The organism is Streptomyces sp. P9-2 (genome assembly GCF_051903975.1).
Classification (GTDB): Bacteria; Actinomycetota; Actinomycetes; order Streptomycetales; family Streptomycetaceae; genus Streptomyces; species Streptomyces cellulosae.
Genome location: NZ_CP192633.1, coordinates 1,070,132 through 1,083,579, shown reverse-complemented (window position 1 = coordinate 1,083,579; position 13,448 = coordinate 1,070,132). Strand labels below are relative to the sequence as shown.

The 13,448-nt window shown below is 73.5% G+C and carries 10 protein-coding genes; 6 read left to right on the top strand and 4 right to left on the bottom strand.

Translation table 11 applies throughout. The features are described 5' to 3' along the window. Positions 1-124: 124 nt before the first annotated feature. Both disA and radA read right to left on the bottom strand, forming a co-directional pair. Entirely contained in the window at positions 125-1,249 is a 1,125-nt protein-coding gene (gene disA / locus ACQY0Z_RS05085) for a DNA integrity scanning diadenylate cyclase DisA (RefSeq protein ID WP_026244092.1), read from the bottom strand. A gap of 69 nt (positions 1,250-1,318) precedes the next feature. Next, on the bottom strand, positions 1,319-2,731 hold the full coding sequence (gene radA, locus ACQY0Z_RS05080) for a DNA repair protein RadA (RefSeq protein ID WP_137207437.1): 1,413 nt from the start codon (positions 2,729-2,731) through the stop codon (positions 1,319-1,321). A gap of 618 nt (positions 2,732-3,349) precedes the next feature. Between radA and ACQY0Z_RS05075 the strand changes: the two genes are divergently transcribed. Continuing rightward, positions 3,350-5,131, top strand: a complete 1,782-nt coding sequence (locus ACQY0Z_RS05075; RefSeq protein ID WP_439811892.1) for a BACON domain-containing protein — start codon at positions 3,350-3,352, stop codon at positions 5,129-5,131. Between the two features lie 65 nt (positions 5,132-5,196). On the opposite strand, the gene ACQY0Z_RS05070 is transcribed toward ACQY0Z_RS05075, so the two are convergent. Next, entirely contained in the window at positions 5,197-6,072 is an 876-nt protein-coding gene (locus ACQY0Z_RS05070) for a hypothetical protein (protein WP_439811891.1), read from the bottom strand. A gap of 95 nt (positions 6,073-6,167) precedes the next feature. Here ACQY0Z_RS05070 and ACQY0Z_RS05065 point away from each other — a divergent pair, with 95 nt between their 5' ends. From ACQY0Z_RS05065 to ilvD, 4 genes are all read left to right on the top strand, one after another. Next, entirely contained in the window at positions 6,168-7,100 is a 933-nt protein-coding gene (locus ACQY0Z_RS05065) for a Ppx/GppA phosphatase family protein (protein ID WP_189897384.1), read from the top strand. Positions 7,101-7,207: 107 nt separating this feature from the next. Further along, complete coding sequence (locus ACQY0Z_RS05060) at positions 7,208-8,071, top strand: sugar phosphate isomerase/epimerase family protein (RefSeq protein WP_189897382.1); 864 nt, start codon at positions 7,208-7,210, stop codon at positions 8,069-8,071. Further along, positions 8,068-8,715: a TetR/AcrR family transcriptional regulator gene (locus ACQY0Z_RS05055; protein ID WP_189897381.1), complete on the top strand. Its 648-nt coding sequence runs from the start codon at positions 8,068-8,070 to the stop codon at positions 8,713-8,715. Before ACQY0Z_RS05060 ends, ACQY0Z_RS05055 begins: the two co-directional genes overlap by 4 nt. A gap of 131 nt (positions 8,716-8,846) precedes the next feature. Next, positions 8,847-10,700 carry a dihydroxy-acid dehydratase gene (gene ilvD, locus ACQY0Z_RS05050; protein WP_254588419.1) on the top strand — a complete coding sequence of 618 codons (1,854 nt, stop codon included), beginning with the start codon at positions 8,847-8,849 and terminating at the stop codon, positions 10,698-10,700. A gap of 34 nt (positions 10,701-10,734) precedes the next feature. Here the strand turns inward: ilvD and ACQY0Z_RS05045 are convergent, their stop codons facing one another. Further along, positions 10,735-12,921 carry a protein kinase domain-containing protein gene (locus ACQY0Z_RS05045; protein WP_439811890.1) on the bottom strand — a complete coding sequence of 729 codons (2,187 nt, stop codon included), beginning with the start codon at positions 12,919-12,921 and terminating at the stop codon, positions 10,735-10,737. Between the two features lie 184 nt (positions 12,922-13,105). On the opposite strand from ACQY0Z_RS05045, the gene ACQY0Z_RS05040 reads away from it, so the two are divergent. Beyond that, on the top strand, positions 13,106-13,426 hold the full coding sequence (locus tag ACQY0Z_RS05040; RefSeq protein ID WP_254588421.1) for an SH3 domain-containing protein: 321 nt from the start codon (positions 13,106-13,108) through the stop codon (positions 13,424-13,426). Positions 13,427-13,448: the final 22 nt, after the last annotated feature.

The window sequence follows — 13,448 nt, the reverse complement described above, 5'->3', positions numbered from 1 at the left end:
ACGGGGCTTCACCTGCGGGCCGGTGGGGGTTTGTCGCGCAGTTCCCCGCGCCCCTAACGGGGCTTCACCTGCGGGCCGGTGGGGGCTGGTCGCGCAGTTCCCCGCGCCTCTGTCGGGCGTTGGACTACACGTAGCGTTCCAGGATGCTGCTTTCCGCCAGGCGGGAGAGGCCCTCTCGGACGCTGCGGGCTCGGGCCTCGCCGACTCCGTCCACCGTCTGGAGGTCGTCCACGCTCGCGGCGAGCAGCTTCTGCAGGCCGCCGAAGTGTTCCACCAGGCGGTCGATGATCGCCCCGGGAAGGCGCGGGACCTTCGCCAGGAGGCGGAAGCCGCGCGGCGACACCGCCGAGTCCAGGGTCTCCGGGGAGCCCGTGTAGCCGAGCGCCCGCGCCACCGTCGGCAGCTCCAGCAGCTCCGCGTGCGTGAGGACGTTCAGCTCGTGCAGCGCCTCGTCGACCGTGCGGGAGCGCTTCGCGGTCGGCTCGGGGACGTAGTCCCGTACGACCAGTTCGCGCTCCGGCTCCACGCCCGCGATCAACTCGTCCAGCTGGAGGGCGAGAAGACGGCCGTCGGTGCCCAGTTCGACCACGTATTCGGCGATTTCGGTGGCGATGCGGCGCACCATCTCCAGGCGCTGCGCGACCGCGGAGACGTCCCGGACCGTCACCAGGTCCTCGATCTCCAGCGCGGACAGCGTGCCCGCGACCTCGTCGAGGCGGAGCTTGTACCGCTCCAGGGTGGCGAGGGCCTGGTTGGCGCGGGACAGGATCGCCGCCGAGTCCTCCAGGACGCGGCGCTGACCGTCGACGTACAGGGCGATCAGGCGCATCGACTGGGAGACGGAGACCACAGGGAAGCCGACCTGCTTGCTCACGCGGTCGGCCGTGCGGTGCCGGGTGCCGGTCTCCTCGGTGGGGATCGTCGGGTCCGGGACCAGCTGCACGCCGGCCCGCAGGATCTTCGACAGGTCCGAGGACAGCACGATGCCGCCGTCCAGCTTGCACAGCTCCCGCAGCCGGGTCGCGGTGAACTCCACGTCCAGTACGAAGCCGCCGCTGCACAGCGCCTCGACGGTCTTGTCCGAGCCGAGCACGATGAGTCCGCCCGTGTTGCCGCGGAGCACGCGCTCCAGGCCGTCACGCAGGGCGGTACCGGGTGCCACGGCGCTCAGCGAGGCGCGCATCAGGCCATCGGAACCGGCACTCCCACCGGACTTTCCGGGAGCTGCTGCCCGGTCGTTGGCTGCCACTGCACTCCTCCGGTCGCAGGTTCTGGGCGCCCCCGCGCTTCGTACGGACGGGCGAGACCTGGGCAAAGTCTACCGGCGGTCCTCCGGCTCCCGTGGGGCCTCTCGCCGACGGGAGCGGGGAAGGACCCGCAGCGCGTCCCCTATGTCCGCCACTTCCAGTACCTTCATGCCCGCCGGAACCTTGCCCGGGTCGCCCGGCACCAGGGCGTGCGTGAAGCCCAGGCGGTGCGCCTCGGCGAGCCTGCGCTGCACGCCCGTGACGCGTCTCACCTCGCCCGCGAGGCCGACTTCGCCGATCGCGACGAGGTTCTTCGGCAGCGGGGTGTCGCTCGCGGCGGACGCCAGGGCGAGCGCGACGGCCAGGTCCGCGGCCGGCTCGGAGAGCTTCACGCCGCCGACCGTCGCGGAGTAGATGTCCCTTTTGCCCAAGGCGCTGATCCGGCCGCGCTGTTCCAGCACGGCCAGCATCATCGAGACGCGGGAGGTCTCCAGGCCGGAGGTGGTGCGGCGGGGGGAGGGGATCTGCGAGTCGACGGTGAGCGCCTGCACCTCGGCGACCAGCGGGCGGCGGCCCTCCAGGGTGACGGTGAGACAGGTGCCCGGGACCGGTTCGTCACGACGGGTCAGGAAAAGTCCGCTCGGGTCGGCGAGGCCCGTGATGCCCTCGTCGTGCAGTTCGAAGCAGCCGACCTCGTCGGTCGTGCCGTAGCGGTTCTTGACGCCGCGGACCAGGCGCAGGCGGGCGTGGCGGTCGCCCTCGAAGTGCAGCACCACGTCGACCAGGTGCTCCAGGAGGCGGGGGCCCGCGATGGCGCCGTCCTTGGTGACGTGTCCCACGAGGAGCGTGGACATCCCGCGCTCCTTGGAGGCGCGGATCAGCGCGCCCGCCACCTCGCGCACCTGGGCCATGCCGCCGGGCGCGCCGTCGATCTCGGGGGACGCGACCGTCTGCACCGAGTCCAGGATCAGCAGCGACGGCTTCACCGCGTCCAAGTGGCCGAGAACGGCGGACAGATCCGTCTCGGCGGCGAGGTAGAGGTGGTCGTCGATGGCGTGGATACGGTCGGCCCGCAGCCGGACCTGACTCGCCGACTCCTCACCCGTGACGTACAGGGTGCGGTGCTCGTCGCTCGCGGACTTGGCGGCGACGTCCAGCAGCAGCGTGGACTTGCCCACACCCGGCTCGCCCGCGACCAGCACCACGGCGCCGGGCACGAGCCCGCCGCCGAGCACCCGGTCCAGCTCGGGCACGCCCGTGGAGCGGGCGGTGGCCTGCTTCCCGTCGACCTGCCCGATGGGCAGCGCGGACGTGGTGACCCGCCCCGGCGCGGTCGTCCGCACGGCGGGCGCCGCACCGTACTCCTCGACCGTCCCCCAGGCCTGGCACTCGGGACACCGCCCGAGCCACTTGGCCGTCTGCCATCCGCACTCGGTGCAGCGGTAGGACGGACGGTCCTTGGAGGTCTTGGTACGGGCAGCCATGCCCAAAAGGTAACGGCCCCCTCTGACACCGGGGCCCCGCCCCCGCCCGGAGCGGGCCGGCGTGGCCTTCGACCCGCCGGGTGCGCCGCCGCGCCGCGACGGCCGGCCCCCGGCCCGACAGGCTGTCCTGACACCCTGACGGCGAGGGTCGTCCGCCCTCGTGCGGGCCGCGGTGCGAGGCCGCCCGGGGGCGGGGCACGGCTGGGCGCATCGCCCCTGCCGTGGGCGCCGGATGGCGCCCGCCGGGCTCGGCCGGGCCACGCCCGGCGGACGCCGGGCGAACCGTCCCGCATCCGCGGCGCCCGAGGGCCCCGTGCGCCGTGCGGGCACGGCGCCCGGGTGTCCGGGCCGGGAAGGGCGTCCCAGCGGCCCGCAGCGGCCGCAAGCCCCCTTCCGCCGTGCGGGCGCGGCCCGTCCGGGTGCCGAGGAGGCCGGGGCGGGAGGTCCCGGCGGGGCTCGGAAGGCGCACGCGTCCCAGACGCGGCCCGCCCCGTGTCGTGGCCGCTCACCGGGCGGGGAAAGGTTCCTGTCCCCGGATTGAGGGATCGTTTCACCCGTACGGATTAAAAGTGCGCACGGCGCCGGAAGGCGTCGCCCCACGGCCCCTACGGTCGCCGAATGACGAGCAGCGGCCCGGACACCTCGACCCGTACGTCCACCCGTACGACCGGAACCCACCGGACGCACCGGGAAGCGCGCGACCGAGCGGCCGCGCGCACGCTGGCCCGGCGGCCGGCCGACCGCTACGAGCCGCATCTGGACGGCCTGTTCACCTACTGCCTGTCCGTCCTGTGCGACCACGACGCGGCGACCGCCGCCCTGGCCGACGCGCTCCACCTCGCGGAGCGCCGCGACCGGCACGTCCCGGACGAACTCGGCAGCCTCCGGGCGTGGCTGTACGCCCTCGCCCGCTGGGCGTGTCTGCGCAAGCTGGCCGAGGCCCGGCAGAAACGTCAGGCCTCGCACGCCGGCGGCCGCTCCGCCAGGCAGCGCGCCTCCCAGGAACACCAGGACGCCCCCGCCGTACCCCCCGAGGAGCAGGAGCGGCGCCGTCGTGAACTCGCCGCGCTGGCCTGGCCGGAGGCCGCCGGGACCAGCCCGGAGCAGCGCGAGGCGCTCGAGCTCGCCGTACGGCACCGTCTCGCCGCCCACGAGGTCGCCGCCGTGCTCGGCATGGCCCCGGCCGCGGCGCGCGAGCTGCTCGCCACCGCCGCCTGCGAGGTGGAGCGCACCCGCGCGGCCCTCGCCGTCGTGGAGACCGGCGCCTGTCCGGGCGTGGCGCACCTCACCGGCGACCCGGGGATGGTGCTCGGCACCACGCTGCGCCGCGAACTCGTCCGCCATGTCGACGACTGCCCGCGCTGCCGCCGTACCGCCGAGCGGGCCGTCCCGGGACGGTGGCCCGGCACCAGCGTCACCCCGGACACCCTGCCCCTCGTGCCCGCGCCCACCGCCGCCCTGAACACCGCCCTCACGCACCACCCCCGTCCGCGCGGCGGCGCACCCCGTTTCGACCGGCGCGGCTTCCCCATGGACCCCAAGGACCGTGTCGCCCGCCGCGACCGCCTCCGCGCGCGTGCCGTCACGACGACCGTCGTCGCCACGGTCGTCGCCGCGCCCGTGCTGGCGCTGTGGGCCGCCTACCGGGGCACCCCGGTGGGCGAGGGACTGGGCGGCGGCCCGTCCTCCGCCCGCGAGGACGGCACCGTGGACTTCGACGGCGAGGGCGGCGCCGGCTACGAGAACGCGGGCAACGCCGAGCCCCGCCCCGGCGCCCGCTTCGGAGCCGACGGCGAACCGGACGTGTCCGTGGAGGTCGTCGAGGTCGCCGGCGCCGGGCACAAGGGCGCCGCCGCGCTGGGCGTGACGGCCGCCCGGAGCGGCGACACCACGCTGATCACCCTGACCGCGCGGGGCGACCGACCGGTCCGCTGGTCCGCGTCCACCGGCGCCTCCTGGCTCTACCTGAACCGCTCGTCGGGCACCCTCGCCCCGGGCGAGTCGGTCACGCTCCGGGTCTTCGTCGACCAGCTGCGCGAGCCGGCCGGCCACTGGCGGGCCACGGTGGCGATCGCCCCGGCGGGCTCGGTGGTGTCCATCGAGGGGTACGGCCCCGCCCCGGCCGGCCCGGTCACCGGCTCCCCGTCGGCCCCGGGCACCCCGAGCGGCCCGCCCCCGTCGCCCTCGCACCCGGACCCCACGCCGACGACCCCGACGCCCTCGGATCCCACGCCCACCGACCCGCCGTCCTCCTCGGACCCTGACCCGGAGCCCTCGACGGACGACCCCACCCCGACCGATCCGACCCCCACCGGCCCGTCGCCCTCGGACCCCGGCCCCCCGGAGCCCGGCGACTCCACGCCCGCCGGCACGAACACTCCGGACCCGGGCACGTCGTAGGACGAGGAAAGGCGCCCGCCCCCTGTCGCGGGGGACGGGCGCCTTCGTACGCCGTGAGCGGCCCGTCAGGACGGGTCCGCCGGGTGCGGCGCCAGCAGCGGCAGCTGCGCGGCCAGCCGCTCCTCGCACAACTCGACCAGCCGGTCGTACCCCGCCTTGCCCATCAGCTCGATCAGCTCCGCGCGGTAGGAGACGTACACCGGCTCGCCCGCGCCGTGCGCCGACGTCGCCGACGTGCACCACCAGTGCAGGTCGTGGCCGCCCGGGCCCCAGCCGCGCCGGTCGTACTCGCCGATCGACACCTGCAGCACGCGCGTGTCGTCGGGCCGGTCGATCCAGTCGTACGTACGCCGGACCGGGAGCTGCCAGCAGACGTCCGGCTTGGTCTCCAGCGGCTCGCGGCCCTCCTTGAGGGCGAGGATGTGCAGCGAGCAGCCCATGCCGCCCTTGAAACCGGGACGGTTCTGGAAGATGCACGAGCCCTGGAACGGGCGCGTCTGCCGCTCGCCGTCCTCGTCCTCGGAGATCCACCCGTTGCGGGTGCCCTCCGCGTGGTGCTGCCAGATGTCCGGTGTGAGACGCGCCACATGCTCGGCGACGCGCTTCTCGTCCTCCTCGTCGGAGAAGTGGGCACCCAGGGTGCAGCACCCGTCGTCCGCGCGGCCCGCCTGGATGCCCTGGCAGCCGCTGCCGAAGATGCAGTTCCACCGCGAGGTGAGCCATGTCAGATCACAGCGGAAGACCTGCTCGTCGTCCGCCGGATCAGGAAATTCCACCCAGGCCCGGGCGAAGTCGAGGCCCTGCTCGTCGTCGGCGGGCGCGGGGTGAGGCGCCTGCGGCGGGGCCGGCACCCGCGAAGGATCCACGGCCGTCCCGGCCCGCTTGTCCTTCCTGGCCGCTTTGTCCGTCTTCTCGTCCTTCGCCTTTTTCGTCTTTGGCACGCGTCCAGGGTAAGTCGCCCCGGGCCGTACCCGGCACCGGTCCGGCTGTCGAGAAGCGGACAACACGGAGCGCCGCCGGCAGTAGCGTTTCGTACATGAGACTCGGTGTCCTCGACGTGGGCTCGAACACGGTGCATCTGCTGGTGGTCGACGCCCACCCCGGCGCGCGGCCGCTGCCCGCCCACTCCCACAAGACCGAACTGCGCCTCGCCCAGCTCCTCGACGACGAGGGGTCGATCGGCCCCGACGGCATCGACCGGCTCGTGGCGGTCGTGCACGAGGCGCTGCAGGCAGCCGAGGACAAGGGCGTGGAGGAGTTGCTGCCGTTCGCGACCTCCGCGGTCCGCGACGCCCGCAACGCCGACGACGTCCTCGCCCGCGTCCGCGAGGAGACCGGCGTCGAACTCCAGGTGCTCAGCGGGGAGGAGGAGGCCAAGCTCACCTTCCTCGCCGCCCGCCGCTGGTTCGGCTGGTCCTCAGGGAAGCTGCTCGTCATCGACATCGGCGGCGGCTCCCTGGAGATCGCCTACGGCCTGGACGAGGAGCCCGACGCGGCCGTGTCGCTGCCGCTCGGCGCGGGCCGCCTCACCGCCGGCTGGCTGCCGGGCGACCCGCCCGAGGCCGAGGAGGTCCGCGCGCTGCGCCGCCACGTGCGCACGGAGATAGCCCGCACGGTCGGCGAGTTCAGCCGCTTCGGGGCGCCGGACCACGTGGTGGCCACCTCCAAGACGTTCAAGCAGCTCGCCCGGCTCGCGGGCGCCCCGGGCTCCGCCGAGGGGCTGTACGTCCAGCGGGAGCTGAAGCGGGAGTCGCTGGAGGCGTGGGTGCCGCGGCTGGCAGGGATGACCGCCGCCGAGCGCGCCGAGCTGCCGGGCGTCTCCGAGGCCCGCGCGGGCCAGCTCCTCGCCGGCGCGATGGTCGCCGAGGGCGCCATGGACCTGTTCGGCGTGGAGCGGCTGGAGATCTGCCCCTGGGCGCTGCGGGAGGGCGTCATACTCCGCCGCCTCGACCACATGGGCCCGGCCTGACCGCCGACGGGGGCCGCCCGGAACGCCCCGCGCCCCGCTATGGCAAACGCCACAACGGCCAGGCGGCACCCCGCACCGCCCCCACCCCACCCCGTAACCTGAGGCTCGTGGCAGAAGCAAGGGACGTAGTCCGCATCCCGGATGCGAAGGTCGCCCTGTCGACGGCCTCCGTGTACCCGGAGTCGACGGCGACGGCCTTCGAGATCGCCGCGCGCCTCGGGTACGACGGCGTCGAGGTGATGGTCTGGACGGATCCGGTCAGCCAGGACATCGAGGCCCTGCGCCGGCTCAGCGACTACCACCGCATCCCCGTCCTCGCCGTCCACGCGCCCTGTCTGCTGATCACGCAGCGCGTGTGGTCCACCGACCCCTGGACCAAGCTCCAGCGGGCCAGGTCGGCCGCCGAGAAGCTCGGCGCGTCGACGGTCGTCGTCCACCCGCCGTTCCGCTGGCAGCGGCAGTACGCCCGCGACTTCGTCGACGGCATCTGGCGGATGGCGAACGAGACCGACGTGCGGTTCGCCGTGGAGAACATGTACCCCTGGCGCTACCGCGACCGCGAGATGCTGGCGTACGCCCCCGACTGGGACGTGACCAAGGAGGACTACCGCCACTTCACGATCGACCTCAGCCACGCCTCCACGTCCCGCACGGACACCCTGCAGATGGTGGAGCGCATGGGCGACCGGCTGGGACATGTGCACCTGGCCGACGGCCGGGGCTCCGCCAAGGACGAGCACCTGGTGCCCGGCCGCGGCGACCAGCCGTGCGCCGAGGTCCTGGAAGGGCTGGCGCGCAGCGGCTTCGACGGTCATGTCGTGATCGAGGTCAACACCCGGCGCGCCATGTCCAGCGCCGAACGTGAGGCCGACCTGGCGGAGGCGCTCGCCTTCACCCGCCTCCACCTCGCCTCGGCGTCCTCCCCCTCCTCCCTGTCCACCCCCTCCTCCCTCCGGGTGCCGCGGCGATGAACGGCGTCACCGCGAGCGACGGCCCGGCCGCCTCCCCGAACGGCGCCGGCGCCCCCCGGCGCCGCGGACGCCCCCCGGCCGGCGAGTCGGCCGGCACCCGCGACCGCATCCTCGACGCGGCCCGCGAGCAGTTCTCCGCGCGGGGCTACGAGAAGACGTCCGTACGCGGCATCGCCAAGGCCGCCGGGGTCGACTCCGCCCTCGTGCACCACTACTTCGGCACCAAGGAGCGGGTCTTCGAGGCCGCCGTCGAGGTCGCCTTCCAACCGGTGCTCGACCAGCGGGACTCAGTGGTCGAGGGGCCGCTCGACGAGGTGGGCGAGCGGATGACCCGCATGATCATCGGCCTGTGGGAGAACCCGGTCACGCGCGCCCCGCTGCTCGCGATCGTCCGCTCCGCCGTCAACAACGACGCCGCGGCCGCCGTCTTCCGCCGCCTCGTCGCCACTCAGCTGCTGCGCCGGGTCGCCGGACAGCTGGACCGGCCCGACGCGGAACTGCGGGCCGAGCTGGCCGCCGCGCAGCTCGTCGGCATCGCGATGATCCGGTACGTGATCCGGGTCGAGCCGCTGGCATCGGCGGACCCCGAGGACATCGTCCGGCGGGTGGCGCCCGTCGTGCAGGGCCACCTGACCGGGCCCTGAGCGCGGGACGCCTGAGACACGCGTATCGCATTCCGGACACCTTGTCCCGCCCTCTGGATGACCGGCGTACGCTCGATGCAGTCAGAACTCTCTGGCGGAGACTCCCCGAAGGTCTGAAGGAGCGAGCGACGATGCCCGAGCTGAGGTCCCGCACAGTCACCCACGGCCGCAACATGGCGGGCGCCCGCGCCCTTATGCGCGCCTCCGGTGTACCCGGTGCGGACATCGGCCGGAAGCCGATCGTCGCCGTCGCCAACAGCTTCACCGAGTTCGTCCCCGGCCACACGCACCTGGCGCCGGTCGGCCGGATCGTCAGCGAGGCGGTCGTCGCGGCCGGCGGCATCCCGCGCGAGTTCAACACCATCGCCGTCGACGACGGCATCGCCATGGGCCACGGCGGCATGCTCTACTCGCTGCCCTCCCGCGACCTGATCGCGGACAGCGTGGAGTACATGGTCGAGGCGCACTGCGCGGACGCCCTGATCTGCATCTCCAACTGCGACAAGATCACCCCGGGCATGCTCAACGCCGCGCTGCGGCTGAACATCCCGACCGTCTTCGTCTCCGGCGGCCCCATGGAGTCCGGCCGGGCCACCCTGGTCGACGGCACGGTCCGCACGCTGGACCTGATCGACGCGATGGTCGAGGCCGCCAACGACAAGGTGTCCGACGCGGACGTGCTCCGCATCGAGGAGAACGCCTGCCCGACCTGCGGCTCCTGCTCCGGCATGTTCACCGCCAACTCGATGAACTGCCTCACCGAGGCCATCGGCCTCTCCCTCCCCGGCAACGGCTCGGTCCTCGCCACCCACACCGCCCGCAAGGACCTCTACGTCCGCGCGGCCGAGACGGTCATGGACCTCACCCGCCGCTACTACGAGCAGGACGACGAGACGGTCCTGCCCCGCAACATCGCCACCTTCCAGGCGTTCGAGAACGCGATGGCGCTGGACATCGCCATGGGCGGCTCCACCAACACGATCCTGCACCTGCTGGCCGCCGCCCAGGAGGCGGAGGTGCCGTTCGGCCTCACCGAGATCGACGCCCTCTCCCGCCGCGTGCCGTGCCTGGCGAAGGTCGCCCCGAACGTCGCCAAGGACCGCACGTACTACATGGAGGACGTGCACCGCGCGGGCGGCATCCCCGCCCTGCTCGGCGAGCTCCACCGCGCGGGCCTGCTCAACGAGGACGTCCACGCCGTCCACAGCCCGTCCCTCTCCGACTGGCTGAAGACCTGGGACATCCGCGCCGGCTCCCCCTCCCCGGAGGCGGTCGAGCTGTGGCACGCGGCCCCCGGCTGCAAGCGCTCCGCCGAGGCCTTCTCCCAGTCCGAGCGCTGGGACTCCCTCGACGAGGACGCCGAGGGCGGCTGCATCCGCTCCGCCGAGCACGCCTACTCCAAGGACGGCGGCCTCGCGGTGCTGCGCGGCAACCTCGCCGTCGACGGCTGCGTGGTCAAGACGGCCGGCGTCGACGAGTCCATCTGGACCTTCGAGGGCCCGGCGGTCGTCTGCGAGTCGCAGGAGGAGGCCGTGCGGAAGATCCTCACCCAGCAGGTGAAGGAGGGCGACGTCGTCGTCATCCGCTACGAGGGCCCCAAGGGCGGCCCCGGCATGCAGGAGATGCTGTACCCGACGTCGTACCTGAAGAGCCGCGGCCTGGGGAAGGCCTGCGCCCTCATCACCGACGGCCGCTTCTCCGGCGGCACCTCCGGCCTGTCCATCGGCCACGCCTCCCCGGAGGCGGCCTCCGGCGGCACGATCGCCCTGGTCGAGGACGGCGACCGCATCCGCATCGACATCCCCAACCGCTCCATCGAGCTGCTGGTCTCCGACGAGGAGCTGTCCCGCCGCGAGGAGGCCCTCGCGGGCCGCTACGCCCCGAAGAACCGCGACCGCAAGGTCTCCGCGGCCCTGCGCGCCTACGCGGCGATGGCGACGAGCGCGGACAAGGGCGCGGTGCGGGACGTGACCAAGCTGGGCTGAGGCTCCTGGCTCGCCGGTACGACCCCGCTTCCTGTCACCAGGAGGCGGGGTCGCCCGCGTCGACGGCGAAGACGGTGCCGTCGGGGGCCCCCGCGACGACGCGGCCGTCCACCACGACGGGCGCGGCCAGTTCCCCGGAGATCCGGTCGGACGCGGGCCCGAGCCGCAGCCGGGTCTGCCCCAGGAGCTTGCCCGTACGGGCGTCGACGCCGAGCAGCCGTCCGTCGGGAGCGGAGACGTAGACGTGCCGTCCGTCGGCGGCGGGCACCGAACCCCAGCTGATCCCCGTCTCCAGCCGCCACTGCTGTTCGCCGACGGCCATGTCGACGGCGACGAGCGAGCCGCCCGCTCCCATGAGGTACACGGTTTCGCCCCGCACGCCGGCAACCGCTTGCGCGACCGGCACGGGCAGCTCGACGCGCTGCGTCTCGCCGGTGTCGGGCGTGTACCGGACCACGGCCGCGGTGTCCCCGTTGATGCCTCCGTCGGCGAGGAGGAACAGGTCACCGCCGGCAGTCCCCGCGAGCTTCAGAGTCCCCTCGAACCCGTCGTCCCACCGCACGTCCCCCGTCGCCGGGTCGACCGCCGTGACGCGGGTCGTGCTCCCGTCGTCGGAGGTGGTCACCGTGTAGGCCGCGGGATCCTGCTCTCCGTTCAAGGACGTGAAGTAGGGCACGGTCTGGCCGGGGATCCGGCGGGACCACCGGGTCTCGCCCGAGGCGCTGTCCACGCCCGTGACCGTCCCGTCGGAGGCGGTCAGCAGCAGGGTGTCGCCCGCCGCCTGGATTCCCCCGTAGGCGGGCGTGTCCTCCTTGTGCCACACCTGCTCGCCCGATGCCGGGTCGAGCGCCTCCAGCTCGCCGATCCGGTCGAGGGAGGGCTGCAGCAGACCGGCGGACAGGACGGGAGGTTCGCCGCGCGTCGTCGCCGGGGCGACGTCGTGCCGCCACATGGTACGGCCGTCGGCCGGGTCGAGGGCGAACACCAGACCGGGCACCGCGCACAGCAGTTTCCCGGCCCCGTACGTGCACTGGGGAACTCCGCTGTCCTCCGAGACGGGCACCGTCGCCCAGAGGGCCGAGCCGGCCGGCGTGCTCTGCGCGGCGGCGGTCCGGCGCGGCGGGGGAGTGTCGTCGAACGCCTGGAGCGTGGCGAACCCGCCGAGCGCGGCCACACACAGCACCCCGGCCACCAGGGCCGCCCGTCGGCCCGGGCGCAGGAAGGAGCGCTTCGGGGACACGTCGTCCGCCGGGGGCTCAGCGGTGGCTTCCTCCGGCGCGCCGGACTTCGCCCCGTCGGACGGCTCCCCCGAGTCGGAAGCCTTGCGCGCCTTGGGCAACTCCTGGGCGTCGGATGTGCGTTGCGCAGGCACGAACACCTGCGTGTCGTACGCCGCCGACACCGACCTCAGGTCCCGCATGAGTTCGTCCGGCGTGGGCCGGTCGTCGGGGTCCTTGGCCAGACAGCGCCTCACCAGGGGCGCGAGGGACTCCGGCACGCCCGTCAGGTCGGGCTCGTCGTGCACGACCTGGTAGGCGACGACGTAGGGGCTGTCGGAGTCGAAGGGGCCGCGCCCGGTCGTCGCGTGCACCATGAGCGACCCGAGCGCGAACATGTCGGCGGCGGGACCCACCTCGCGGGGGCTCCGGAACTGCTCGGGCGCCATGAAGGGCGGCGTTCCGATCAACTTGCCGGTCTCGGTGCGCAGTTCGCTGTCCCTGGGCCGGGAGATGCCGAAGTCGATGACCTTGGGGCCGTCGTCGGCGAGCAGTACGTTGCTCGGCTTGAGATCCCGGTGCACGACGCCGACGCGGTGGATGTCCCGCAGCGCCTCGGCCAGCCCCGCCATCAGGCGACGTGACTGGTCCGCGTCCATGGGCCCGCTCCGGTTCACCTGTTCCGAGAGCGTCGGACCGGGGATGTAGAGGGTGGCCATCCAGGGGCGTTCGCCGTCCGGGTCGGCGTCGACGACGGGTGCGGTGAAGGCGCCGCTCACCCGTCGGGCGGCTGCCACCTCCTGCCGGAAGCGCCCCCTGAACTCGGGGTCCATGGCGTAGCGGGCGTGGACGACCTTCACCGCGACCCGCATGCCGGAGGTGCTGCGCGCCAGGTGCACGACGCCCATGCCCCCGGAACCCAGGCAGGACTCGAGACGGTAGTGACCGGCGTACTCAGGAAGTTCCGCTTCCGCACCCGGTCCGGTGTTCCGCTGCGGCGTCATGGAACCACCCCCCCGTGCTGCTCGATCGCGCGCGCGACGGTCGGAGCCTAGTCGATGGTGTGTGCGGGACAGATGCGGCGTGGCCGTCTCCTTGTGCGAATTGTGCATTGATGTTTCATGAGTGATAACAGGAGAATCAACGTGGCCCCATGAAGGTCGTGGGGTGCAACGGGGGAGGTTCTCCATGTCTGTTGACCAGAGCAGAGCCGTCACGGACGCCGGGAAAGCGGCGGAGGTGACGGTCACGGCGGCCGCGCTCGCGGCGTCGTATCCGGTGGCGCCCGGCTACCGGCTGAACGTCCGCAGCGGTCCCGGCACCGGCTACACGGTCGTCCGCGTCCTGCCCGAGGGCGCCCAGGTCCGGATCAGCTGCCAGACGCCGGGCACCCGGGTGACGGGCCCTTACGGCACCTCGAACATCTGGGACAGGATCGGCAGCGGCGAGTACGTCTCCGACGCCTACGTCCGCACCGGCAGCGACGGGTATGTCGCCCCCCGCTGCTAGACGCCTTACGCGCGGGACGCCG

Coding starts and splice junctions, on each gene's coding strand:
- radA (WP_137207437.1), bottom strand. CDS start 2,731: ATGGCTGCCCGTACCAAGACCTCCAAGGACCGTCCGTCCTACCGCTGC.
- ACQY0Z_RS05075 (WP_439811892.1), top strand. CDS start 3,350: ATGACGAGCAGCGGCCCGGACACCTCGACCCGTACGTCCACCCGTACG.
- ACQY0Z_RS05065 (WP_189897384.1), top strand. CDS start 6,168: ATGAGACTCGGTGTCCTCGACGTGGGCTCGAACACGGTGCATCTGCTG.
- ACQY0Z_RS05055 (WP_189897381.1), top strand. CDS start 8,068: ATGAACGGCGTCACCGCGAGCGACGGCCCGGCCGCCTCCCCGAACGGC.
- ilvD (WP_254588419.1), top strand. CDS start 8,847: ATGCCCGAGCTGAGGTCCCGCACAGTCACCCACGGCCGCAACATGGCG.
- ACQY0Z_RS05045 (WP_439811890.1), bottom strand. CDS start 12,921: ATGACGCCGCAGCGGAACACCGGACCGGGTGCGGAAGCGGAACTTCCT.
- ACQY0Z_RS05040 (WP_254588421.1), top strand. CDS start 13,106: ATGTCTGTTGACCAGAGCAGAGCCGTCACGGACGCCGGGAAAGCGGCG.